Source organism: Microcoleus sp. Pol12B5, from assembly GCF_036701335.1.
In the GTDB taxonomy this organism is placed as follows: Bacteria; Cyanobacteriota; Cyanobacteriia; order Cyanobacteriales; family Microcoleaceae; genus Microcoleus.
Genome location: NZ_JAUBQQ010000008.1, coordinates 51,694 through 76,620, shown reverse-complemented (window position 1 = coordinate 76,620; position 24,927 = coordinate 51,694). Strand labels below are relative to the sequence as shown.

Genomic DNA, 24,927 nt, shown 5'->3' with positions numbered 1-24,927 from the left:
GCTATGAGGCAGGGGTTGAAACCCCTGTCGGACTTAATGACTAATATTAATGCCGATTGCATCGGAATGATTTAACCACAGAGAACGCAGAGCTCGCAGAGAAAGAGAAGAGAGAGATGAATAATTCCGATGCAAACGGAAAGGATATCACCCTCAATCCTCACCCTGTGAGATCAGCCTTAAAGGAGATGTGGCCACGCGGTGTTCAGCTTTAAAATCAAAAGTATCAAAGCAGATTCAGGATGCGCTTGCCGTCTTAAACCGGGTTTGGCGACAGAGTACCTAGGGAGGCTGCCGAAAATTAATATCAGTTTAAACAAAGAATCCAACTGTACGTAAGCTGCAAACCCTGATAGTAATCAGTCATGCCCAATCTAAAATCTAAAATGGTATAAGTCTCCTGTCCACAAGTCGCGAGATGGTAAAGGTTGCTCGAATCTGTTGAGGCACTGCCGACGCCAGTGTTGATTCGAGAAAATTTGAGAAGGCAAATGTTTCGCCCGGAAAAAGTTTTTTTCCATAAGAATACTCAAACCTAGAGGTTAGCAAAACCGATTATGTCACCTACAATCCAGATGAAATCTACTCAACCTATAGCCAAAAAGCCACAACTACAATTAGGTTCTCAAGGTAAAGCGGTATTGGAACTAGAACAACTGCTAACCAAGTTGCACCTTTACCGACAGCCTGCTAAAGGAATTTTTAACAAAGCAGTTGATTTTTCTGTGAAACTGTTTCAGTTTCGGGTTTTCTTGTCGCCGGATGGCATTGTCGGGCCGCTGACTTGGCAGGCGCTTTATACTGCTGCTCCAGTTAATATGCCGATACTCAAATTAGGCAGTTCTGGGGAAGCAGTCGCTACTGTTCAGGAAGTTCTCAAAACTTCCAACCATTATGGTGGTGAAATTGACGGCGACTTTGCTACTTTGACGGATCAAGCTGTTCGCGCATTTCAAAAAAGCTTTGGGATTCAGGCCAACGGGATTGTCAATCAAGAAACTTGGACTGCTTTGAGCCAAATTCCCCGCGGCTATGACCCTAATTGGTTCTTGACTTAGGGTTGACGCGGTAAATTTTTCGATCATCGCTTGTGGAGGAAAATTGGGAGAATGTGCGATTATTTGGGGGCCCACAAGCACCCGAATAATTGCTATTTTTGTTTGATTATTTTTTCGGGATTCGTGCTGCCTAATTTTGTTTTATAACTTTGGTGTAAATTACCAATTATCAATTATTAATTACTAATTATCAATTATCAGAAGAGATCGATCGCCCAAAAACTGTTAACTTTCCTTACAATTTCGACAGCAGTGTCGCGTCATGATGATAGGATGCCGTAAAAATCCTTTGGATATGTTTATGGCAGAAGAACTCACTGGACAACCCCCTCTTTTCGGCGGCAGCACCGGCGGCTTGCTGACCAAGGCGCTAGTTGAAGAGAAGTACGCGATCACTTGGACTAGCCCCAAGGAACAGGTGTTTGAAATGCCTACAGGCGGCGCTGCAATCATGCGTCAAGGCGACAACTTGCTGTATCTGCCCCGCAAGGAGCAGTGCATCGCTTTGGGCGGCCAGCAACTGCGGGCTAAATTCAAAATCTCGAACTACAAAATTTACCGCGTGTTTCCCGACGGTTCTACTGAGTACCTGCATCCCAAAGATGGCGTGTTCCCTGAAAAGGTGAACGAAGGTCGTCCCTACAACGGTAAGATTGACCGCAATATTGGCAGCAATCCCAATCCGGCTAAGCTGAAGTTCAGCGGCAAGAAGACTTTCGATCCTTAAACTATGACTGCATCGCTGAGCAAAACATAGGTAATATTGCCTTGAAAGGCTCAGCTTGTGAACTTGTTTTTGCAGTAGTATTCTGGCGCGGGAGGCTAAGCCCGCAGCGTCAAAATACTACTGCCAACTTCTAATCTTATTAAAAGTTAATCGTTAAATTAAAAATGAATGTCGCAATCAGGCGAGCGCAGCCTTCTGATATCGATGTTTGCGCTGGCATTACTTATGAAGCTTTTAAAGATATTTCCGATCGCCACTTGTTCCCTACAGATTTTCCGACGCTGGAGTTTGCAACCAAAATAAGTAGCTTGCTAATCGAAAGTCCGTTGTTTTTTGGCATCGTAGCCGAGAGTTCCGGTGTCGTTGTCGGCTGCGGATTTATGGACGAACGCAACCCGATTCGCGGTATCGGGCCCGTCAGTGTCGATCGAACTTTTCAAGGTCGCGGCACGGGACGCGAAATCATGAAAGCTTTGCTGGAACGCGGACAGGACGCTGTGGGTATCCGTTTGGTTCAGGAATCTTTTAATATGGCGTCGCTGTCGCTGTACGCTTCTTTGGGTTTTGAGGTGAAAGAACCTTTCGTGTTAATGGAAGGGAAGTTTCGCAGCCAGCCGCAGCATGGGTTTGAGGTGCGGCCGCTGGCTAGTGAGGATGTTGGTGAATGTGCGGTTTTGTGCAAGAAATTATACAGGTGCGATCGAACTAGCGATATTGAGTACGCCCTGAATTTCTTTTCTCCTTGGGTTGCTTGCAAACAAGGTCGGATTGTGGCTTATACTTGTGCGGTGTCGGCTTTGAGCCACAGCGTCGCAGAAACTGAGGCGGATATGCAGGCTTTACTGTTGGGGGCGGCGGCATCGAACTCCGAAGCACAGGTTTCTTTCCACTTGCCGGTGCGTTACGCAAGTTTGTTTCGCTGGTGTTTGCAAGAGGGGCTGCGCGCGCTCAAACCGATGGCGGTGATGGCAGTTGGCGAGTACCAGCAGCCTCATGGCTGTTGCTTTCCGTCTTTTGTTTATTGATCCCAAGACGGGTAGGACGCTTTTAATCGCTGAAATTATTGCCAGGATTGCATTTTCCTTCTTCTTTCTTTCTTCTTCCCTCTTCCTTCTTCCTTCTGATATATATGATATTTCCCGATTTCTCACAATTTTCGGAACTGGCGAAACAAGGCAATTTTGTACCCGTGTATCAAGAATGGGTTGCTGATTTGGATACGCCGGTGTCTGCGTGGTATCGGGTTTGTGCGGGTCAACCTTACAGTTTTCTGCTGGAGTCGGTGGAAGGTGGGGAAAAACTTGGGCGTTATAGTTTCTTAGGGTGCGATCCGTTGTGGATTTTGGAGGCAAAGGGCGATCGCACAACTCAAGTTTACCGTGACGGTTCCGAAAAAGTATTTACGGGCGATCCGTTTGTAGCTTTAACCGAGTGTTTGGAGTCTTATCAACCGGTGAAATTGCCGCAGTTACCGCCGGGAATTGGCGGGTTATTCGGTTTTTGGGGTTACGAGTTAATTAAGTGGATAGAACCGCGAGTTCCCGTGCATCCAGCAAGCGAGAATGATTTGCCGGATGGGTTGTGGATGCAGGTGGATAATTTGCTGATTTTCGACCAGGTGAAGCGGAAAATTTGGGTCGTCGCCTATGCGGATTTGCGCGAGGTTGGCGTTGATTTGGCAGATGCTTATCAGCAAGCGTGCGATCGCGTTGGCAAGTTAGTTCAGAAGTTGCAATCGCCGCTTTCCCGGCAATCTACTCTAATAGAATGGACACCTCCCAATGACTGGCAAGATGCCCGTTCCCCAACCGGAAATACAGAATTGGCTTACACGAGCAATATTACCCGTGAAAAGTATTGTGCCAATGTCTTAAAAGCGAAGGATTATATCAAAGCCGGAGATATTTTTCAAGTAGTTATTTCGCAGCGACTCGAAGCTGAATACAGTGGCGATTCTTTTGCACTTTACCGATCTTTGCGTCTCATAAATCCTTCTCCGTACATGGCTTATTTTAATTTTAGAGATTGGCAGATTATCGGTTCGAGTCCCGAAATTATGGTGAAAGCGGAAAACGCTGCTGATGGCAAAAAGATAGCGACTTTGCGACCAATCGCCGGCACTCGTCGCCGGGGTAAAACTCCTCAAGAAGATGATGCTTTGGCTGCTGAATTGCTTCAAGATCCCAAGGAAATTGCGGAACACGTCATGTTAGTTGATTTGGGTAGGAACGATTTAGGCAGAGTGTGCCGAAACGGTACTGTAAAAGTTGACGAATTAATGGAAATTGAGCGTTATTCTCACGTCATGCACATTGTGAGCAATGTGGTGGGAGAATTGGCCCAGGATAAGACAGCTTGGGATTTGTTGAAAGCTGGTTTTCCTGCGGGTACGGTTAGCGGTGCTCCGAAGATTCGGGCGATGGAGATTGTACACGAGTTGGAAGGTTGTCGCCGGGGGCCGTATTCTGGGGTTTACGGGTATTATGATTTTGAGGGGCAATTGAATAGTGCGATCGCAATTCGGACTATGGTTGTTCGCTCTCAAGGAGGCAATAAACATTCGGTTTCTGTGCAAGCAGGTGCTGGTTTGGTGGCCGATTCTAACCCGGATATGGAATATGAGGAAACTCTCAATAAAGCCAGGGGAATGTTAGAGGCAATTCGCTGTTTGAAGTAGCGAATAAATATAGGACTCGGCGGTTGAAACCCCGTCTACACGAAACTTTACCCGACGAGAGCGGGTTGAAGACTAGATCGCCCCGATGAACCGAACTTTTTCGATCGCCCGCCAACTCCATCGCACTTAAAACTCCTATCCCCCGCCGCTAACTCCCTCCAATCGCAGGAAATGCACGGTGCCCGGTAGACCCCCCGCTACCACTGTCACCCCATCAGGTGCGATCGCACAGCAATCAAACCAATAATCTCCGGTGAAACTAGCAATTTCTTTGCCGCTAGCCAGATCCCAGATTCTTAGGGTGTTATCCAATGAAGCCGAAATTACTCGTTTGCCATCGGGTGCGATCGCCACTCCAGATACAAAGCTATCATCATCGGTGAGGATTTGAAGTTCCCTGCTGCTGTCTGTGTCCCAAATTTTCAGCGTGTTAAGTTGTGGAACCGAAATCGCTCTGAAGCCCTCGGGTGTCATCGCCACTGCATATACATAGCCAGTATCGGTGAGAGTTCTCAGTTCGGTTCCGCTGACCAAATTCCAGAGTTTTAGGGTGTTATCGTGTGAAGCCGAAATTGCTGTCAGACCGTCGGGTGCGATCGCGACTTGCCTTACAAAGTTAGTATGACCGGTGAGCGTTCTCAGTTCGCTGGCACTGGCCAAGTCCCAGATTTTTAGGGTGTTATCGTCTGAAGCCGAAATCGCTGTCAGGCCGTCGGGCGCGATCGCGACTCCCCTTACCGAGTTAGTATGACCGGTGAGGGTTTGAAGTTCTGTACCGGTCTCGATGTCCCAGATTTTTAGAGTGTTATCGTCTGAAGCCGAAATTGCTCGTTTGCCGTCGGGTGCGATCGCGACTCCCCTTACCGGGCCAGTATGACCGGTGAGAGTTCTCAGTTCTATGCCAGTGTTTGTGTCCCAGATTTTAAGGGTTTTATCCGATGAAGCCGAAATTGCTCGTTTGCCGTCGGGTGCGATCGCCACTGCTTGTACCCCGAAATAATGGCCGGCGAGGTTACGCCAACATGGCCCCACTATTAAATTCCACCTCAAAGGCCGCAGCCAAGGACTATTTTTCGACTGCTTGACTTGTTCCAACATCCTCTGAAACTCAGGCTTTTCAAAAGCAAGCAATCTCCCCCATAATTGACCTGCTAATTGCGTTTTATCCCTTTCCAAAATTGGCGCTGACCTGTGAAGTACCTGTTGAATCCAGTAGAGATAAGTTTGACTTTGCTCCGGCCCATCCAACAATTGAGAATCTATCGCTAAATCATAATCCTCAATTAACGCTTGAAGCCCCAACTCATCCAGTTTCGCCTGCATAAAATCGAAATCCGTTAACAACTGGTACAGCTTTTCCCCTTGCCCACTCTCTACTAAATGCCTTGGCAGACTTTCTAAAGTATAAAGTCGCTTTTCCCGCGACATTTCCCCTAACTCTTGTTTAAACTCACTCATCGTTACAAATTCCTCAACAAATTCTTACAAATCCCTGTTTCTCTATATCTTTCCAATTCTAAGCACTTCTTTAAACTGCGTCAAATCGTCGCGGTGATTCGATCTATAAAATAAATCTGCTTTGTAACGCTGGATGTAAAATATTAGTTATCGACTTTTACCAAAGGCATAATTATGAATTTTTATATAGTTGACGTGTTTGCGGAGTCAAAATATGCTGGCAATCAACTAGCTGTATTTTGCGGTGCAGGAGTTGCCGAACTATCTGAGGCTCAAATGCTGCTGATAGCGAGGGAAATCAATTATTCAGAAACTACGTTTATTCGATCGCCCACTCCGCGAGATGGCGGCTATGACGTGCGGATATTCACGCCAAAGAAGGAATTGCCCTTTGCCGGTCATCCGACTTTGGGCACTGCGTTTGTGTTGCAGCAAGAGATTATTCGCGAAAAGGTCGATCGAGTAATTCTCAATCTAGCAGTCGGTCAAATTCCAGTTACTTTTAATTACCATAATGAATCGGCAGATATTTTGTGGATGCGACAAAACGCCCCTAGTTTTGGTCAAGTTTTATCAGCCGAGACTCTGGCAAATGTCCTGAATTTAGAACCAGATGAAATTGATGCAAACTTCCCAATTCAAGAAGTTTCGACCGGAGTGCCGTTTATTATTGTCCCATTAAAAACTCTCGCCTCGCTCAAAAAAGCTCAAGTCAACTTAGATAAATATTTTGAGCTAGTTGATACAATGGAAGCGAAAGAAATTTTGATATTTTGCCCAGAAACCTACAGCGGCCTTAATGATTTAAGCGTGCGAGTTTTTGCCCATTCATTAGGAATTCCAGAAGATCCGGCGACGGGTAGTGCTAACGGCTGTTTGGCTGGATATTTGGTAGAACATGATTATTATGGGGAAGCAAAGATTGATGTCAGAGTTGAGCAGGGTTATGAAATCGAGCGACCTTCTTTGCTGTTGTTACAAGCCGCCCAAAATGAAGGGGAAATAGAAGTTTTGGTTGGTGGTAAGGTGGTGATGGTTGCTAAGGGAGAATTTGTGTAGCATTTTTAACAGAGAATTATTAACCGTAGATGCAGGCAGCTAGATTTAGAGGCTTCTTTGGCGATCGAGATGTTACAATTTTGCTAATATGAGGTAGCTCATATTCATTGATTCCCATGATTGTTAGGCTAAAAAAGTCATCAATACCAGAGACTTTCCAATGCTGCAAACATTTTCGCGGACTTTAAATGTATCCCCTGACGCTTCAGAAGCGCTGCTTTCACTGCCATTAACCAGCTTGCTCGATTCACCGGAATTCAATCAATTATTCGCAAGTCTGGATACTGCTTTACTCAAAGAAACTTTGCCTACTGCTGGAACTGTTTTAGCTCAAAAGCTGCCGCCTTTTTACGACTGGTTACAAACAGAACTAGGAATTAAAAACGTCCCTGAGGGTCCCGATCATACTACGAAATGGGTAGTCGGTTTTTTGAAGAATCAAGAAAGTTTAATTCGTTTAGTTGATCTGCACAAATCAATTCCAAGACAGGCATTAGAACGAGCGATCCCTCGTTTAGTTAGCACCTTTGATGAGGTTCAACCTACCGCTGTAAAGCAAGAATGGGAAAAAGCGATCGCAGCACTTTGTCTGGTTCTCGCTGTCGCAGCGCGGGAAAATCAGCCATCTGCGGCCTGAAGCTATTCTGTCTGAGTTTAAACAAAGCGCTTTTTTCGGAAAATTTGCAATTGAGTGCGATCGATCTGAACGACTACTGGCCGTCGCTTGTTGAGGACGATCGCATTGTGTCTATTTAGCAAAAGCAACTGAGCCAATATTGCCACAATCGCGCGCCTTTTGAGAAACTTGCCTTCAAAACGCGCCATTCGGACGATCGCCTCTTCGATTTTATAACAACAGCTTTTCCCCTTCTGGGAAATCACAAAAATCGTCCCCGGTATGTAATCGCCTTCATTTGCCCAGAAAGCATACCTTTCGCCTAAAGTAAAATAGTGAAAAACATTCTTAGCGGTGGAAGTTTTAGCTAACTTTTCCGAAACGCCCAAAGAATTAAAAATTACAGTGGATCTAATATAATCAGGGTATTTTGCTGCTATTTGCTGAGCAACTTTGCCCCCCAAACTTTCTCCGATGACATCGGGCGGATTCCCGCTGTGAAATTGCTGCTTTATCCAATCAATAGCACCCGCAGTTTGCGCCGATTTTAACTGGCGTTCTAGTTTTGCCATAAATACATCGGGCGTATCTTCCAAAACGCGCTCGAAAGGATACCAAGAACCGTATCCGCGAATCACGAAAACAGGCGGATTATTGCCAGAAATGGGGATGCGACTTTCAGCATAAAAACCAGTGCGAGAGTCTTCAAACACTTTTTTTATGATATAATTTCCATCAATAACTTGCCCTTCCTCGTGCCGAATGTAAATTGAAGGATTATTGGGTTTAAAAGTATCGTGCATTTGGGGTTTGGCAAACTTTTCGTAGAGGGAATCTAGCAAGTGCCTTCCCGTTTTGCGATCGACAAAATCGAATTCTGTTCCTTTCATTATCTGGTAGCCGCCGGTTTTACCAACAATATTGAATAAGTACAAAAAATCTACATAAACCCGCCACCGCACAACGAATAATCTCAATTAACTTTTACTTGTATCAAATGGCAAAAATCTACATGACATTTACCATTGGGGGAGTGAGAGGGCGGGTTTTAGATATTGTCAATTATTAACAAATATTGTATGTGAAACCCGCCCGGCCTTAGCAAATCACTTTTACAAAACTCGCAACGTGCTAGCAATACTATCGACTGCTTCCATCGCTCGAATTTCATCGAGTGCTTGTTGAAAATTACCCTCCCTAACATCGTGAGTCACCACGACAATTTCTGCTAAATCGCCGTGAATTCCCGTCTGCACAACTGATTCTAAACTAACTTTGTGGTTGCCGAAACAAGTGCCTAGTTTGCCAATTACCCCCGGAGTATCGTGGGTTAAAAAACGGGCGTAAAAGCGAGTAACAAGTTCCTGCATCGGAGCAATTTTGCAGTAGTGTTGGTGACTGCAACTCAGCAAAGGATGAGGAATCGGAACAGTTTCTGTTTTCAGGATGGCCGCTACATTCATGATGTCGGATACTACGGCGCTAGCTGTGGGGCCCGCACCGGCGCCGCGCCCGTACAGCATCAATTGCCCGATCGGCTCTCCTTCGACTAAAATTGCATTGTAAACCCCGTTAACACTCGCCAGCGGATGAGTTTTCGGCACAAAACTCGGATGCACTCGAATGGACAGCAGTTCGCTTTCTCCCTCCGCTTGCTTGCCATTGTAGCGGGAAGTTTCTTGAGCAATCGCCAATAATTTAATCACAAATCCCAGCTTGTCGGCGTAGTCAATATCCGCCGCACTAACTTTTCTAATACCTTCGCAGTGAACATCAGCTAATTTGATGCGTCCGCCAAAAGCTAGCGAGGCTAAGATAGCAATTTTATCGGCAGCATCTAATCCATCTACATCTGCTGTGGGGTCAGCTTCAGCATAACCTAATTGCTGAGCGTCGGCGAGGACTTCGGCAAAGTCTGCGCCTTCTGTTTGCATCCGCGTCAGGATGTAATTAGTTGTGCCGTTGACGATGCCGGTGACAGTTTGAATGCGGTTTGCAACTAAGGATTGTTTGAGGCTTTGAATGACTGGAATGCCGCCGCCGACAGCAGCTTCTAGCATTACGTAAACGCCTTTTTTGTTAGCGGCCTCGAAGATTTCATTACCGTAGCGGGCGATAACTGCTTTGTTGGCAGTGACGACGTGCTTGCCGCTGGCAATAGCTTGCAGAATGAGCGATCGCGCCGGTTCCAATCCGCCAATCAATTCTACTACAATATCAATTTCCGGGTCAGTTGCGATCGCTTCTAGGTCAGTTGTCAGCACATTTTCTGGCAATTGTAAAGACCGAGTTCGAGAAATATCGCGCACTCCCACCCGATAGATTTCCAATTCCTGCAACAGTGGATGGCGGCCATCTGGGGAGAGCAAAATCTCTGCTGTTCCCGCGCCAACTGTACCCAAACCTAGCAAACCAATTTTGAAAGCCACGACTTTGACCCGTAGAAACTCACTTCATCTAGAATCATTGTATGATAACCGCGGCTTCACTGAATACCCAGAGACCCGACTTCTTAAAAAAGTCCGGGATCTACATGACTAATTAATCCAGATTTTACATGGCAATTTAAAGTTCTGTATCCATCTCTATCCCCATTTCTCGCAGCCGCTGCGCCAATCTTTCGGCCCGCTGCCTTTCTGCATTAACTTGCTGTTCAAGTTGCTGATTTTGCTGTTCTAGTTGCTGTAGCTGTGCTTGTTCTTCTCGAATTAAATCTTCAACTAGGGGCGGACATAGCACTTGATTAACCGATAAAATAAATTCAGCGAACTGTACAGACTGAACTTGCTGTCCCGGCACAAATTCCTGATGAGAATAACTGCCTTCATTTTCCGGGCGACTGCATACTCGTATTTTCGGTTGATTTGGGTCTACAATCCAATATTCAGGGATATCAATTAAGTCATATTCTGCCCGTTTGCGAATGTAGTCGTCCCGCCAATTTTGACTGGTAACTTCGATAACTAACAGCGGTTTTTCTTCAAAATCTAGCACTGCGGAACCAGGTTGCGCGCAGACTTGTTCCCACAGACTCTGAGTGCAAATCACCACATCAGGAATGCGAGAAGAGTTTTCCTCAGTTCGGACTGCGGTAGTCACAATTGCAACTATGGGTAGGTTGTGTGCTGCAAAGAAGCGCCGGAACTGATAAACTAAAAATTCACAAATTTTGATATGTATTGCTGTAGGTGTTGGCATTTCGATCAGATTGCCCCGATATAATTCATAACAAACACCCGATTCTCCCTGATAGTTCAGATATTCTTCAAAGGTGAGTTTTTGGGTAGAAGTTATAACCATGTCAGTTATCTCCCTTTTTCGGTGAGCTTACTGTATATTTTACACTTGTCTTGGGTGAATCAGCCCCTCAAGACTCAAAACTGCTTCAAAAATTGTAGGGCGAGCAAAGCCCGCCCTACAAATCAGATTAAATCAGGTAACACATTAATAAGTTTCAACGTGCCAACGGTGTTCTTTCTTCAACTGTTTCTGATAGCCAGCCCAGTCAACACCGTGCTTGCCAGCCGCGGCCGACATTCCCTCATCAATTCCGCCTTCCATACCCTTCAAACCGCAGATATAAGTGTGAGTATTCGGCTTTTGAACCAATTCCCACAATTGGTCTGCGTTCTCTTGAATCCGGTTTTGAATGTACATCTTGCCGCCGTCAACATTCTTTTGCTCGCGGCTGATGGCATAAGTCAAGCGGAAATTATCGGGGAACTCGCGCTGCAATTGCTCCAACTCTTCCTTATAAAGAATGTTGGGAGTGTAAGCAACTCCAAAGAACAACCAAGCTAAACCTCTGAATTTGTAATCGGGATTGTTTTCTTTAAACATCCGCCACAAATAAGCCCGGAAAGGAGCAATACCCGTACCAGTACCCATCATAATCACGGTGGCTTCCTCGTCGTCGGGCAACAGCATTTCCTTGCCTACGGGGCCGGTGATTTTGACATCATCTCCAGGTTGCAAACCTGTGAGAAAAGTCGAACAAACACCAAAGACTTTTTCACCGGTTTCTGGGCTTTTGTACTCTAGGCGGCGGACGCACAGAGAGACTGTTTTGTCGTCTACATCATCTCCGTGACGGGTGGAGGCGATCGAGTAAAGCCGAATTTTGTGAGGTTTGCCGTTTTTATCCGTCCCATCGGGAATAATCCCGATACTTTGACCTTCGAGATAGTGCAATTTGCCTCCAGAAATGTCAAATTTGACGTGACGGACTGTACCCTCGCCGCCTTCTCTGACTAATTCTTCTGTAGAAATGCACTTACCAATATAGGGATTGGCCGGTTTGTAGAGGTTAACAGGAACCTGAACTTTTTCCTTGGCTTGAGTCATGGGCTTAGTTTTTTCTCCAGATTTCTGACTCTGTAGCCCTGCTTCTGGTGCGACTTTGCCATTTGTTTCGGGAGCGCTGTTTGAGGGGCGGATGCTGACAATTCTTCCACCCATGCGAGCAATCCTACGCATTTCCTGATTCATGCGATCGTAGGGTACGGAGATAAATACGCTGCCGCTACGGCGAATCGGGTTACTTATTTGGTCAGTTGCTTGGCTCTGACGCATACCCTCCACTTCGTAAACAAAGATGCGGCTGCCTGATTCTGAGTTTGCCGCAACACCAGATATGCTTGGGCTGTACATTTGTTGCTTGTCCTTCACGATACAGAGTTATAAAGAAAGAGAATGTGACGTTAGACTCAATTTACTTTTTTCTTAAGGCCATCGGGACTAATTGGCCGCGCCAATTTTTGGGCCTCGCCACGCCGGCAGGAGTGTTGAAGTTGCGATCGCTCGCGTATCAAATCCCTACTAGCCGAACGCCGCGCTCACCGAGCCCGCTTTGCGTTCGGCTGTTGACCTATAGCTATTGTTGTCTGCGTACTGCCAATATTTTACCCGATCGGGGGATCTGCCCCGATAAGTCCTTCTGATTTGGGGAGCGCCCCACCAGAGAAAGGAAAATTCGAGCAGTTTAATGAGGCTGAGCTTGTAGGGGGCGAACGCATTCTGGTAAGATTAACCACTAAAGTTAGTATTAATTACTTGCCTTGAAGATTGCTTGGGTCTGCCCGGGCAGGCAGTCAACTCACTGCTGTATGCTGGTGAGAACTCGATCCTCTCGGGGTAGCACAGCAGCACAAAGCCTGCTTGCCGCTACCTGCGGGCTGAAATTTTGTGGAATCTAGACTTGAGTTAGTTAGTAAACAGTGATTTTGTTAGAGGGAAACTATGACCAGTAAGCCGGATCGCGTGGTTTTAATTGGCGTTGCCGGAGATTCCGGATGCGGAAAATCTACTTTTTTACGCCGATTGACAGATTTGTTCGGGGAAGATTTCGTGACTGTAATCTGCCTTGATGACTATCATTGTCTCGATCGCAAGCAGCGCAAGGAAACAGGGATTACAGCCCTTGACCCCAGAGCCAACAATTTTGACCTGATGGCTGAGCAAATGAAGGCGCTCAAAGAAGGTCACGCGATCGACAAGCCGATTTACAACCACGAAACTGGTCTGCTCGATCCTCCTGAGCGGGTAGAGCCGAATCATGTGATTGTGATTGAGGGGCTGCATCCCCTGTACGACGAGCGAGTTCGATCGCTCCTCGACTTCAGCGTCTACCTCGACATCAGCGACGAGGTAAAAATTGCTTGGAAAATCCAGCGCGACATGGCGGAACGGGGCCACCGTTACGAAGACGTGCTGTTTGCGATCAATGCTCGCAAACCGGATTTTACCGCCTACATCGACCCGCAAAAGCAATATGCTGATGTGGTAATTCAAGTGTTGCCGACCAACTTGATCAAAGATGACAAGGAGCGGAAGGTTCTGCGCGTGCAAATGATCCAGCGCGAAGGCATCGCCAATTTTGAGCCTGCGTATTTGTTTGACGAAGGTTCAACAATTAACTGGGTTCCTTGCGGCCGCAAGCTGACTTGTTCCTATCCCGGAATTAAGATGTACTACGGGCCCGATGCTTTCTACGGTCACGAAGTCTCGATTTTGGAAGTAGATGGTCAATTCGAGAATCTCGAAGAAGTTATTTACATCGAAAGCCATTTGAGCAAGACTTCTGCGAAGTATGAAGGCGAGTTAACTCACCTGTTACTCCAGCACCGCGAATATCCTGGTTCTAACAATGGAACTGGTTTGTTCCAAGTGTTAGTCGGATTGAAGATGCGGGCGACTTACGAGAAGTTGACTGCAAAAGAAGCGAAAGTGGCTGTTAGTGTTTAGAACGCAGACATGAAAGATTTGGGAGGCGCAATTGCGCCTCTTTTTTTGTGGAGAAATGAACCGCAGAGGGCGCAGAGGGCGCAGAGAAGAGTTAGGAGAGGGTGTTTGGAAGTAGAGAGGTTAAGAAGGTTTTTCCGGCTTCATTCAGGTCGCTATCTAGGGAAAAAGTTAGACTGCGAACTCGGATATCGTCATTTTTTATATCTAGTGGCTGTTTGAGGTTTTGCGGGTAGACGAGAATGGCATTTTGGCACTTTAAGGCATTTGCGTAAGCAACTATTTGATGAATGTCATTATTGGCTACTTTATCGGGAGCTTTGTATTTTGTATCGAGGACGTACAGGATTTCATTTGTTTCACTATCGCCTAGGAGTAAGTCAATCCGATCGAAATAGTTTTGGTCATGTGTGACTCGGTGTTGTTGTTTGACAAAAAAGCCTTTTGGTGTATTTGCTTTGAGCCATTCAGCGACAAATTGTTCATATAAATTAGCCATGTCTATGAGAAAAGGTAGCATTTCGCGATCGCCAGTTTCGTGACTTGGCCCTGTGTTATCTAAAAAAAATCGACATAAGGCGTGTAAAAGTTGATAATCTTGATTCAAACGGTGATAATTTCTATCAATACAAGCTTCGGCTTTAAAAGGTTTTAATGTGACAAATCCTTGGAGTGCATGAAAGGCTTTTCGCACAGTGGATGAAACAGATTCACCGCACAAACCGCTGCGGCCAATGATGAAAAGTGTCCAAGCGAGTATTTGATTGTCTTCGATGTCGCCTGTTTGTTCGTTATAGTGGCATTTTAGTTTAACATCCCAAGGTTTTTGCAGGGCTGACCGCAAATCGACGCGGCCGCGAATGTAGGCGAGTCTTTCTGTTTTGGATAAGTAATCGCGATATAATCCTTTGCGACAGCGTTCTAGAATTTTGTGGGCAAGAATGTTAGCTAATCTCTCGTAAGTTTCTTGTAAAGATTGGCACTGAATCGAGCCTTGGGGAAATTTTATATTAAGGTTGTAGGCATAGTCAAGCATTCCGAAGAGGTTGTTTATGGGAACCTTGGGGCGGATGGCGATGTGAAATTCTGGAGTGATGGGAATGTTGCCAACTCGGCCTTTAGATTTTAAGTGCCATTGATATTTTGTTTTAAAGTTGGGAAATTCTATCTCGATTTTCTTGGCATAATTATGGTATATTTTCTGTCCTACTGATTCGGGGATTGAGTCTTGTTCAAAAGTTGCTAATTGATATTCTGTAAGTTCGATAATTCGGCGGGATTCTGGTTTCATAATTCTGGTGGATGCAGTAACGCCATGATATCGGCGTTAATGACGGCGTTAGATTGTCAATAGCCCAATTTATTCTTGATATTCTCCCAGATAAACTCATCCCTTTTTTCCAGGTTATCAAAGAAGTATTCTTCGAGGTATGGCTCAATTTCCATTTGCCAAATATCTTGGATATCTTTACCTAATGTTTTTGTCAAAAAGAAGGAGATGCCTAGTTGATAGTGTTTGTTGTTAATTGCGCGATTGACATTTTCTAGAATGCTAGTTAATTTATCAACTGGAAAACCTGTTTTTTCTCTGTGGTGATACTGTCGCAGCACTTCATAGTTTGGATAGATGGGAATGAATGCGAAACGGCGGCGGAGTGCATTATCAACTAAGGCAATAGAACGGTCTGCGGTGTTCATTGTGCCAATAATGCGGACATTTGTAGGGATTCTAAATAGTTTACCGCTGGCTAGTGTAATAAAGCGTGCTGTGTCTTGTCGGTCATCTAGGAGATACATTAACTCGCCAAAGACTTGAGAAAGATTTGCGCGATTAATTTCATCAATAATGAGAACGCAAGTGTCTTCACGGGCTTCGGCTAGTTTGCAAAATCCGAGGAATCTACCGGGAACTATGGAGTAGGTTAATTGTCCGTCTTGAGTTATTGGGCGGAGGCCTTCGATAAAGTCTTCGTAGGTATAGGCGGGGTGGAATTGGATAATGCCTGAGAAACCGTCACCGCCGCCGATTAAATGTTTGGCTAGTTTTTCGGCTATGAAGGTTTTGCCGGTTCCAGGTGGGCCTTGGATGATGGCTTGGCCTTTGCGGTTAATGGCGTGTATCCATTGGGTTAGTTGGGTTGTTTGAAAACCAGTAATTTCTGAGATTTCTTCTAGTTGATACACTGGATTAAATTCCTTTTCATAGACTGAAATATATTGGTTGATAAGAAGAGGTAGCTCACGATCCATGTAGTCTAAGTGAGAGAGTAAAAATAAAGGAAATACTTTTTTAAAGGTTTGTGCGATCGTATGAATTAATTGTTTAGCCGAATATCCTAATATTTCTTTTAATTCAAGTGATGTGCCGACAAAAATATTACCAAATGAACTTTGAGTTTGAGATATTTCAGTTTCTAGCGAATCGACAGGAATCTCTTTCAAGAGAGTTTCTAAGAGTTCATGAATACATTTTCCAGGTTTTATCCTGCGATAAGCCCTCTCCCAACCCAATTTATTATTATCACCTTCTTTAAGGCTATATTTTAAATAAAATTCATGTTTACTGGAAAGGTGATAACGTTTAAAAATTGGGCTTAAATTAACGTCATTTCTATAAGAGGCTTTGTACTGATATAGCATTAACTCAAACGCAAATTCTTGTGCCTCCCAACCAAAGGTTAATGTCTGGTTTTCAACTCTTAATATTAACTGAGGAGATTCGTCAGGGATGATACCACAGTAGTCTACCCTGTAGACTACTCCTGATTCCAAATATTTGTTTTGAATGGGGGCCCAGCCCTGATGACAGCTCTCCTGCTTGATATCTATATATTTTTTAATAAAATCAGGCAACTGCTCTTCTACCTGGCTTAAAATATACTTCACTGGCTCTTCTACATATTTTAAGAATTTTTTTTTGTGTTCCCGGTAAAAATCTTGTGATCGCCACTCTAAGTTGGGGTTTTCATAAAATTGTGCCAATAAGTTAAATGTGTTTTCTGAAAAAGGACATTCAGGATGTACAAAAACTTTTTCCATTTTTTCTGTATGTTTAAGGTGAGTCAATTGTTGTTCTTAAATTATTGTAGCCGATCGCCCTTTCCGACACCAGATATCTGAGAAGCGATCGCACCCACCATCCTTACCCACATCAATAGCCCTCCCAAACCAGTAACACTGGCAAAACCGCTAACAACCGTTCCCGGAAAATTTCAACTTGCGCCGAGTGACTCAGATTTACCAAATTGTGTCTATACTAGATAATTGAATCCGGCGATCGCGACTAATAACGCGTACATTAAGATACAAAGCAGTAGCAGCAATGATGCGATCGGGCAAATCGGGAATTTGCGATCGGTCAACTTGCCTTAAAGTCAAAGCTATATTGCGATCGAAAGGAATTTCAACCAATAAAGCATCATCGCTCTCAACTTCTCTCAATAATAGATCGAGAGTAGTTGAATTAATCCGCCCTCTCTCGCTCAGATAGACAATTTCTGCTAATGTAATTGATGAAAAAGCCACCTGATTTCCCTCGGCAGCCATCTGTTCTATTGTCGTTCTAGCAGTCACCGAAACTCGTGAATCGGCAAAGATATACCAGATCACAGCATGAGTATCAGCTACAGCACGCAGCATTAGAAATCCTCCCTTGGGAAATTCGCCCATTCTTCGCTGCGAGCTTCATCTATATCAGTGGCAGAGGGTGCAATTCCCAAGTCAGCACATAAACCCCACAATGATTTGCGCGGAGTCGGCCCAACAACTAATTGTCGTTCTATTTCAGGAACTATCCACTTAATCAATCGTAACTTTTCGGCTAGAGACAAGTGCTTAACAAGATTTAAAACCGCCTCAAAAGTCATGTTTTTTATGTTTAAATTGGTTATTGATGTAATTGTAGCATTTTGGCTGCCAAGGACAGCATCACCAGGTTTGGGTTGAGAAGATTCGTTTACCACGGTTCCCGGAAAAGTTAAAATTGTGTCGAAACAATCTAAACGTGCTATATTCAATTCCGTAAACCCTGAACTTCCCTATCAGGTATTGCAAATTTATCCACGAGTCAACTGAATGCTCTCTACTTTCAAGAAATTAGCTTCAATTGCAATCATCTTTGCCACCCTAAAACTTTTACTTAATTATCCGGCTTTCAGAGAAATAGAAAATTATATCGCAAATAGAAACCCAGCAAGTGCTACCTTAGACAATGGAACTGTGCAGCAAAAATCCAGCAGCCCGCCTCCGGTACTTCCCAAAAAATCACCGGAGCAAACGTTCGATGTAGTAGTATATGGTGATGAAGTACCGGGGATATGTGCGGCGATATGGGCTAAGAAAACTTTAGGCGCAAAGGGCAAAGTTGCGATCGTGCGATCGAACTACGGAAGAGCACCTTTGGGCGGCTTACTCACCCGCGGCGGTTTAGCTTACATCGATATAGATAAAATCCCAGGTTGGTATCGCCAACCCTACGCCCAATGTTTTAAGGAATTCTTAGATAAAGCGAATGCGCCGGAATCTTGCTTAGACCCAAAAATGGCAGATCAAGCTCTCAGGCAAATGCTTTCAGCAGCAAAAGTCAGAGTTATTTCCAACTCAACTCTTACTCCCCACGTCGTAGATAAAAAAATCGAATATGCCTCAGTAAAAGGCAGCACCTTAAGAATTAAAGCCAACTCTTTTATTGACGTAACTCAAGACGCGGAATTAGCCAGAAAAACCGGATTATCTTATTATACAGGATATGAATCTCAAAATATAAAATCTAAAAATGAAACTTTAGCAGTCTCTGTAGTTCCGACAATTACAGGTATAACGATGTCCGAATTCCGCAGAATAGAAGATGAAATTCTCTACAACCGGCCTTTGGTAAAAAAAATTAAAGAAAGCATTATGAAATCAAAAGATCCGGCTAGTACAAAATTCTGGATGAGGAATTTCTGGAGTACGATTTATCAGCCATATACAGACGGCTACGACATCAGAAGCGTAGCCATAGGTGCAGCGTATCACATAGACAGAAAGCTGCCCTTTAGTCAAAATAAAGGATTCTTTTTTGATAAAGGCAATGTCTGCGTTTATAACAAAAATGTGCTGTCATGGAACGGGTTTCTGTTTAAATACCAAGTTGACCAAATCATGAAGATGGAAGCTAACGGTAGAAAACCGACTCCTGAAATGATTAGAGAAATGTCATTTCTCCAATACTGGCTACAAAAGAAGTCTGGTAAAGATGTGAGAGTATTTATTCCAGACGAGATTTATATCAGGCAAAGTTTGAACGTTCGCGATGTTGTAGATCCGCTGACGGGGCAGGAGATTATCAAAGGGGGAACAGTACCCGAAAAGTCGATCGGCAGTTTTTCCTACGATTTCGATATGCGGGGCGGAGTCAAGAATTTATCTGCGAGAATTCCGCCGCTGCCAGTGTATAATTTCGGCATAGAAAGCGCTTTGGCTAGCAAAGTGAATAATTTAGCTATTGTCGGGCGATCGTCCGGTTATGTCGGTATGGCTGTATCCGTCGGGCGAATTGCGACGGTGAATATTTATCAAGGACAAGGTGTGGGCGTGGCCGCTGGTTTGGCTACCAAGTTCGGCGTGCCGCTGAATTCAATTACTTCGGCTGAAACGAAAAAAACTCTGGAGACTTTAACTGGGAAAACGACGTATTTGTCGGGGAGAGATACGAGTTATGGAGTTGATTATAAGGAGGTGAAGTAATTAGATATATTAAGAGGATTTAACCGCAGAGGGCGCAGAGGGCGCAGAGAGGAGAGGGATGAGATGTTTATTTAGGAGAGGATGAGGCGGCGGATTCCTTCTTTTAAAAAGCGGACGTTAAAGTTGATGAGAAGACCGAGAGGATAACCAGTCATTTTTAGATATGAAATAACTTGAGCTTCATGGATAGGAAGTATAGTTTGGACTGACTTTAATTCAACTACGATAGTGTTGGCAACCAGCATATCGTATCTGCCTTCCCCAACCACAACACCTTTATAAGTTACATTTACTGTAGGTTGAGGTTGAAAAGGAATTCCCCGGCGCGAGAGTTCTTCACGCAACGAATTCTCATATACCGCTTCCAAAAACCCCGGCCCCAACTCCTTATGAACCTCCATTGCTGCCCCAATCACAGCATAAGTCAACTCATTAAGCTCCTCTCCCAACTCTCCTCTCTCCTCTTCTCAAACCTAGATCGCAATCATAACCCAAAACCCTCCCAGCATTCTTCCCTCTGTGTCCTCTGCGCCCTCTGCGGTTCAAAACTCTTCTCCTCCCTCTCCTATGGCACAATCATAAATAAGATCAAACTCTCAAGCCACCATGACCGCAAACCTACCCCCCCAATACGACCCCCAAGCCACCGAAGCCAAGTGGCAAAAATACTGGGAAGACAACCAAACCTTCAAAGCTGACCCCGAAAAAGGCGGCGAACCTTACTGCGTCGTCATCCCGCCACCCAACGTGACCGGCAGTCTCCACATGGGACACGCTTTTGAAGAGACGCTAATTGATGTCCTCGTCCGCTATCACCGGATGACAGGACGCAATACCCTGTGGTTGCCGGGAACGGATCATGCTAGCATCGCAGTTCAAACTATTCTGGAAAAGCAACTCAAAGCAGAAGGCAAAACTCGCCACGATTTAGGCCGAGAAAAATTCTTGGAACGGGCCTGGGAGTGGAAAGCTGAATCAGGCAATACTATTACTAATCAATTGCGGCGTTTGGGCGTGTCTGTCGATTGGTCGCGTGAACGCTTTACGATGGATGAAGGCTTATCCGCTGCGGTTTTAGAAGCGTTTGTCCGCCTGTACGATGAGGGGCTAATTTATCGCGGCAATTACCTGGTGAATTGGTGTCCGGCTAGTCAGTCTGCTGTGTCGGATTTGGAGGTAGATCAGCAGGAAGTTGAGGGCCATTTGTGGCATTTCCGCTATCCTTTGACGGATGGTTCTGGTTATTTGGAGGTGGCGACGACTCGGCCGGAAACGATGTTGGGCGATACTGGGGTAGCTGTGAATCCACAGGACGATCGCTACAAACATCTTATCGGTAAAACTGTGACTTTGCCGATCGTGAATCGCGAAATCCCAATCATTGCTGATGAGTTTGTCGATCCGACTTTCGGAACTGGTTGTGTCAAGGTGACTCCCGCCCACGATCCGAATGACTTCGAGATGGGTAAACGTCACAATTTGCCGTTTATTAACATTATGAATAAGGACGGCACTTTAAATGAAAATGCCGGAGATTTCCAGGGACAAGACCGATTTGTTGCCCGGAAAAATGTGGTAAAACGGTTAGAAACGGACGGGGTTTTAGTTAAAATAGAAGATTATAAGCATACTGTTCCCTACAGCGAACGCGGCAAAGTCCCGGTCGAACCTTTGATATCTACACAATGGTTTGTGAAGATCGATCCTCTTTCTCAACGAGCTTTAGAAGCATTAGATAAAAGTAACTCACCAGTCTTTGTTCCTGACAGATGGACAAAGGTTTATCGCGATTGGCTGGTGAAGCTGAAGGATTGGTGTATCTCCCGACAATTGTGGTGGGGACACCAAATCCCGGCTTGGTATGCTGTTAGCGAAACCCAAGGAGAAATTACTGATACAACACCTTTTATAGTTGCAAAAAATGAAGCTGAAGCTAAGGAAAAAGCTACGGCTAAATTTGGTCAGGATGTCAAGCTAGCAAGAGATCCAGATGTATTGGATACTTGGTTTTCGTCCGGGTTGTGGCCTTTCTCAACTTTGGGATGGCCGGACGAAACTAAAGATTTGGAGTTTTACTATCCGACAACTACTTTGGTTACAGGTTTTGATATCATCTTTTTCTGGGTTGCTAGAATGACGATGATGGCAGGACATTTTACTGAAAAGATGCCTTTTGATACTGTTTACATTCACGGTTTGGTGTTGGATGAAAACGGTCAGAAAATGTCTAAGAGTAAAAATAATGGTATCGACCCGCTGCTGTTGATTGGTAAGTACGGTACTGATGCTTTGCGCTACACTTTGGTTAAGGAAGTGGTTGGGGCCGGTCAAAATATTCGCATGGAGTACGATCGCAAAACTGATGAATCGAAATCGGTGGAAGCTTCGCGGAACTTCACGAATAAGTTGTGGAATGCGGCCAGGTTTGTGATGATGAATTTGGAGGGACAGACGCCGCAGCAGTTGGGAAGTCCTCACCCCCCCCAACCACCCCTTACCGAGGGAGGGAGAGAAGAAGGGTTAGAATTGTGCGATCGCTGGATTCTTTCTCGCTATTATCAAGTTGTGCAACAAAGCTGCAATTGTTTGGAAAATTACGGTTTGGGGGAAGCGGCGAAGGGACTTTATGAGTTTATTTGGGGCGATTTCTGTGACTGGTATATTGAGTTAGTCAAGTCTCGCTTGCAACAGGATGCTGAACAAAATTCTAAGAAAGTGGCACAGCAAACTTTTGCTTTTGTGTTGGAAGGGATTCTGAAACTACTGCATCCTTTTATGCCACACATTACTGAGGAAATTTGGCACACTCTGACTCAAACAGGTGACGATCAATGTTTGGCTTTGCAAGCTTATCCTGAAGCAAACGCATCACTCATTGATTCTGATTTGGAACAGCAGTTTGAGTTGTTGTTCGGTACAATTCGCACTATTCGCAATTTGCGGGCGGATTCTGATATCAAGCCAAGTGTGAAGGTGACGGCGATTTTGCAAAGCGAAAACGAGAAAGAACGCCAAATAATCTCAGATGGAGGCGTTTACATTCAGGATTTGGCAAAAGTCGAAAATCTGACAGTTACTGCTAGTTTGGATACAGATTTGGGACAGACAATTGCTGGGGTTGTCGGTACTGTGCAAGTATTGATTCCTCTGGCTGGGGTGGTCGATTTGGCGGCTTTGCGTGCTAAATTAGAAAAGAAGTTGAGCAAAGTGGAAGCTGAAATTAAGCATACTGCGGCGCGTTTGACTAATCAGAAGTTTGTGGATAAGGCTACTCCTGATGTGGTTCAGGGGGCGAGGGATGCTTTGGCGGAAGCCGAAAAACAAGCTGAGATTTTGCGCGATCGGCTAAAGTTGTTTTAAGAGTTGACAGTTGACGGTTTTTAGTCAATTTGTAGGCGGCGTGAGGGCGAAAAACCTGGGAATCCCCAGGAAAATATTGACTCTCACGCACCACAGGCGCGATCGGCTAAAGTTGTTTTAAGAGTTGACTGTTGACTGTTGACAGGGGTGGGGGCGGGTTTAGGAGATAGTTAGTTTCAGGCATAGATTTTTTGTAAAACCCGCCCCTAGAAGATAGCAAATCCTACAACCATCACCCATTACTAATTACCCTCATGTTATATTTAGCCCAAGTACAAAATCAGGAAAATTTAGGCGAGATAAGTCTGCAATTGCTGGCTTGCCAAAATTCTGATGATACTTGGGCTATTCTTAGTGAAGAAAGTTTCTTGACATTACAGAAAGATTTTGCTCAAAATCCAATTAACTCTGCAACGAATGTTTTAAATGCAGGGATTTTAGTATTAGCAAATGTTGACCAAAATAGCCAGGTTTTGGATATTCAAGCAGCTACAAACTGGGTACTACAATTAGTAGAGAAATATTTAACAACAGGTTTTACTCCCGATTTTTTGCAGCAAGAAGCCCAAAAAGTAGAAGATTGGAGGCAATCTCTCACTTTGCAGAGTCAAGAATTGTCTCGCCGCTTGATTGAAGTTGAAGCCCGCCGAGAACAAATTCAAAACTTAGAAGCAAAACTCCAGCAGGAAAAGCAATTGTTGGAAAGTTCGATCAACCAATTGAAAATTTCACCCGCTACACCGCCACTTTGACAAGCGAATTTCAAAGGTGGTACCCGCCACGTGATTTATCCGTGGAATCAATCCCAAATCGAAAATCGAAAATCCTCAAGCCCCCGCATTTATTCGTGGGGTCGCCTCTAAAATCTAAAATCTAAAATCTAAAATCGATTGACTCCAATTAACACACAACAGGTAGGGACACGGCACTGCCCTGTCCCCAAAAACCTAATATGCAATTTGCTGGACATCATATAATTTGTAACTTGACAAATACCCCTTACCCGTTGCCGAATCGCCAGCAAAATTGCCTGCGGTTAAAGCACTTTTGACTTCATCCAAGCGGCGGGGAGACACAGCAGTTTCTGAGAATTGGTAACATAAGCCCGCTTCTGAAACACATCATATTGATTACGTTCGATCGCATTTAAGATTCTGCTGTACAGCATTGTAGCCGCCCAAACAGTCCAGCGGATATCGGGACTGAGCACTTTTATTCCCGGTTCGGCGCTGGCGTATAATTTGCGAGCTCGCTGAATTTGAAAACGCATCAATTCCCGCCAGCGGTTGTCAATGACACCGTTGAATAAATCTTCTTCGGTGTAGTTAAACAAGGCTAAGTCTTCTAAGGGAATATAAATGCGGCCGCGGCGGGCGTCTTCTCCGACATCGCGCAGAATATTAGTCAACTGCTTGGCAATACCCAGGGAGATGGCTTCTTCTTTGGGAATTCTATTCCCCCAATGCCAATTCCAGTTAGCAGCGGAGCTCGATTCGCCTACACCCATGACAGACATCGACATCAGCCCTACAGTACCAGCTACTCGATAACAGTAAAGATTGAGCTCTTCAAAAGTTTCGTAGCGGCTGCGGTACAAGTCCATTTGCTGGCCCGCAATCATCTCTCGAAACGGCCCAATGTCGATCGGGAAACGAGACAGGGTATCCACCAAAGCTACGTCGTAGTCGTCGTGAGGATGACCAGCAAACACAGATTCTAGGCGTTTTTCCCACAGATTGAGGGTTTCAGGGGTCGTTGCATCAGAACCCGGCCCGTCTACGAGTTCGTCGGTGCGGCGGCACCAGACGTAAATCGCCCAAATCGCCCGACGCTTGGCTTCGGGCATGAGTTGAGTGCCTAAATAAAAATTTTTGGCATAACTCGCCGTGACTTGGCGGCACAGTTCGTAAGAGTCATCCACAGAGGCCAGAGTTCTCATGCACTGGAGTTTTGACAGTTGCAGCATCCGAGAATAAGAAATTTAAAGATTAGAACTGATTTTCCC

The 24,927-nt window shown here is 45.0% G+C and carries 21 protein-coding genes; 10 read left to right on the top strand and 11 right to left on the bottom strand.

Translation table 11 applies throughout. From position 1 onward, the window contains the following. Positions 1 to 557 precede the first annotated feature (557 nt). From QUA24_RS06900 to trpE, 4 genes are all read left to right on the top strand, one after another. Positions 558 to 1,058, top strand: a complete 501-nt coding sequence (locus QUA24_RS06900) for a peptidoglycan-binding protein (RefSeq protein WP_333228322.1) — start codon at positions 558 to 560, stop codon at positions 1,056 to 1,058. Positions 1,059 to 1,359: 301 nt separating this feature from the next. Beyond that, on the top strand, positions 1,360 to 1,785 hold the full coding sequence (locus QUA24_RS06895) for a photosystem I reaction center subunit II PsaD (RefSeq protein ID WP_332956926.1): 426 nt from the start codon (positions 1,360 to 1,362) through the stop codon (positions 1,783 to 1,785). Positions 1,786 to 1,949: 164 nt separating this feature from the next. Further along, on the top strand, positions 1,950 to 2,810 hold the full coding sequence (locus QUA24_RS06890) for a GNAT family N-acetyltransferase (RefSeq protein ID WP_333228320.1): 861 nt from the start codon (positions 1,950 to 1,952) through the stop codon (positions 2,808 to 2,810). 104 nt (positions 2,811 to 2,914) lie between these two features. Then, positions 2,915 to 4,462, top strand: coding sequence for an anthranilate synthase component I (trpE, locus tag QUA24_RS06885; RefSeq protein ID WP_333228318.1), 1,548 nt, complete (start codon positions 2,915 to 2,917; stop codon positions 4,460 to 4,462). A 135-nt stretch (positions 4,463 to 4,597) separates the two neighbouring features. Here trpE and QUA24_RS06880 read toward each other — a convergent pair whose 3' ends face one another. Beyond that, on the bottom strand, positions 4,598 to 5,920 hold the full coding sequence (locus QUA24_RS06880) for a WD40 repeat domain-containing protein (protein ID WP_333228316.1): 1,323 nt from the start codon (positions 5,918 to 5,920) through the stop codon (positions 4,598 to 4,600). A 174-nt stretch (positions 5,921 to 6,094) separates the two neighbouring features. On the opposite strand from QUA24_RS06880, the gene QUA24_RS06875 reads away from it, so the two are divergent. Together QUA24_RS06875 and QUA24_RS06870 are read left to right on the top strand one after the other, a co-directional pair. Beyond that, on the top strand, positions 6,095 to 6,979 hold the full coding sequence (locus tag QUA24_RS06875) for a PhzF family phenazine biosynthesis protein (protein WP_333228314.1): 885 nt from the start codon (positions 6,095 to 6,097) through the stop codon (positions 6,977 to 6,979). A 160-nt stretch (positions 6,980 to 7,139) separates the two neighbouring features. Further along, positions 7,140 to 7,616 (top strand): hypothetical protein, encoded by a 477-nt coding sequence (locus QUA24_RS06870; RefSeq protein ID WP_333228311.1) that lies wholly within the window; start codon positions 7,140 to 7,142, stop codon positions 7,614 to 7,616. Positions 7,617 to 7,633: 17 nt separating this feature from the next. Here QUA24_RS06870 and QUA24_RS06865 read toward each other — a convergent pair whose 3' ends face one another. From QUA24_RS06865 to petH, 4 genes are all read right to left on the bottom strand, one after another. Further along, a complete protein-coding gene (locus QUA24_RS06865) occupies positions 7,634 to 8,572 on the bottom strand; it encodes a hypothetical protein (protein WP_333228310.1) in 939 nt (312 codons plus the stop codon). A 135-nt stretch (positions 8,573 to 8,707) separates the two neighbouring features. Beyond that, complete coding sequence (locus QUA24_RS06860; RefSeq protein ID WP_333228308.1) at positions 8,708 to 10,024, bottom strand: homoserine dehydrogenase; 1,317 nt, start codon at positions 10,022 to 10,024, stop codon at positions 8,708 to 8,710. Positions 10,025 to 10,160: 136 nt separating this feature from the next. Then, complete coding sequence (locus QUA24_RS06855) at positions 10,161 to 10,895, bottom strand: Uma2 family endonuclease (RefSeq protein ID WP_333228306.1); 735 nt, start codon at positions 10,893 to 10,895, stop codon at positions 10,161 to 10,163. A 144-nt stretch (positions 10,896 to 11,039) separates the two neighbouring features. After that, positions 11,040 to 12,245 (bottom strand): ferredoxin--NADP reductase, encoded by a 1,206-nt coding sequence (gene petH, locus QUA24_RS06850; protein ID WP_333228304.1) that lies wholly within the window; start codon positions 12,243 to 12,245, stop codon positions 11,040 to 11,042. A 588-nt stretch (positions 12,246 to 12,833) separates the two neighbouring features. Between petH and QUA24_RS06845 the strand changes: the two genes are divergently transcribed. After that, positions 12,834 to 13,838, top strand: coding sequence for a phosphoribulokinase (locus tag QUA24_RS06845; protein WP_333035850.1), 1,005 nt, complete (start codon positions 12,834 to 12,836; stop codon positions 13,836 to 13,838). Between the two features lie 91 nt (positions 13,839 to 13,929). On the opposite strand, the gene QUA24_RS06840 is transcribed toward QUA24_RS06845, so the two are convergent. The 4 genes from QUA24_RS06840 to QUA24_RS06825 all read right to left on the bottom strand — a co-directional run bounded on the left by QUA24_RS06840 (position 13,930) and on the right by QUA24_RS06825 (position 17,851). Further along, positions 13,930 to 15,126, bottom strand: coding sequence for a 5-methylcytosine restriction system specificity protein McrC (locus QUA24_RS06840; protein ID WP_333228302.1), 1,197 nt, complete (start codon positions 15,124 to 15,126; stop codon positions 13,930 to 13,932). 56 nt (positions 15,127 to 15,182) lie between these two features. Then, complete coding sequence (locus tag QUA24_RS06835; RefSeq protein WP_333228300.1) at positions 15,183 to 16,874, bottom strand: AAA family ATPase; 1,692 nt, start codon at positions 16,872 to 16,874, stop codon at positions 15,183 to 15,185. Positions 16,875 to 17,072: 198 nt separating this feature from the next. Then, positions 17,073 to 17,474 carry a type II toxin-antitoxin system VapC family toxin gene (locus QUA24_RS06830; RefSeq protein WP_333228298.1) on the bottom strand — a complete coding sequence of 134 codons (402 nt, stop codon included), beginning with the start codon at positions 17,472 to 17,474 and terminating at the stop codon, positions 17,073 to 17,075. Further along, a complete protein-coding gene (locus QUA24_RS06825) occupies positions 17,474 to 17,851 on the bottom strand; it encodes a hypothetical protein (RefSeq protein ID WP_333228296.1) in 378 nt (125 codons plus the stop codon). Before QUA24_RS06825 ends, QUA24_RS06830 begins: the two co-directional genes overlap by 1 nt. A gap of 58 nt (positions 17,852 to 17,909) precedes the next feature. On the opposite strand from QUA24_RS06825, the gene QUA24_RS06820 reads away from it, so the two are divergent. Next, on the top strand, positions 17,910 to 19,562 hold the full coding sequence (locus QUA24_RS06820) for an FAD-dependent oxidoreductase (protein WP_333228294.1): 1,653 nt from the start codon (positions 17,910 to 17,912) through the stop codon (positions 19,560 to 19,562). A 71-nt stretch (positions 19,563 to 19,633) separates the two neighbouring features. On the opposite strand, the gene QUA24_RS06815 is transcribed toward QUA24_RS06820, so the two are convergent. Next, complete coding sequence (locus QUA24_RS06815) at positions 19,634 to 20,011, bottom strand: GxxExxY protein (RefSeq protein WP_333060150.1); 378 nt, start codon at positions 20,009 to 20,011, stop codon at positions 19,634 to 19,636. 157 nt (positions 20,012 to 20,168) lie between these two features. Here QUA24_RS06815 and QUA24_RS06810 point away from each other — a divergent pair, with 157 nt between their 5' ends. Beyond that, positions 20,169 to 22,922: a valine--tRNA ligase gene (locus tag QUA24_RS06810; protein ID WP_333228292.1), complete on the top strand. Its 2,754-nt coding sequence runs from the start codon at positions 20,169 to 20,171 to the stop codon at positions 22,920 to 22,922. 254 nt (positions 22,923 to 23,176) lie between these two features. Then, positions 23,177 to 23,674 (top strand): hypothetical protein, encoded by a 498-nt coding sequence (locus QUA24_RS06805; protein ID WP_333216716.1) that lies wholly within the window; start codon positions 23,177 to 23,179, stop codon positions 23,672 to 23,674. 284 nt (positions 23,675 to 23,958) lie between these two features. Here QUA24_RS06805 and crtB read toward each other — a convergent pair whose 3' ends face one another. Further along, positions 23,959 to 24,888: a 15-cis-phytoene synthase CrtB gene (gene crtB / locus QUA24_RS06800; RefSeq protein ID WP_333228290.1), complete on the bottom strand. Its 930-nt coding sequence runs from the start codon at positions 24,886 to 24,888 to the stop codon at positions 23,959 to 23,961. Positions 24,889 to 24,927: the final 39 nt, after the last annotated feature.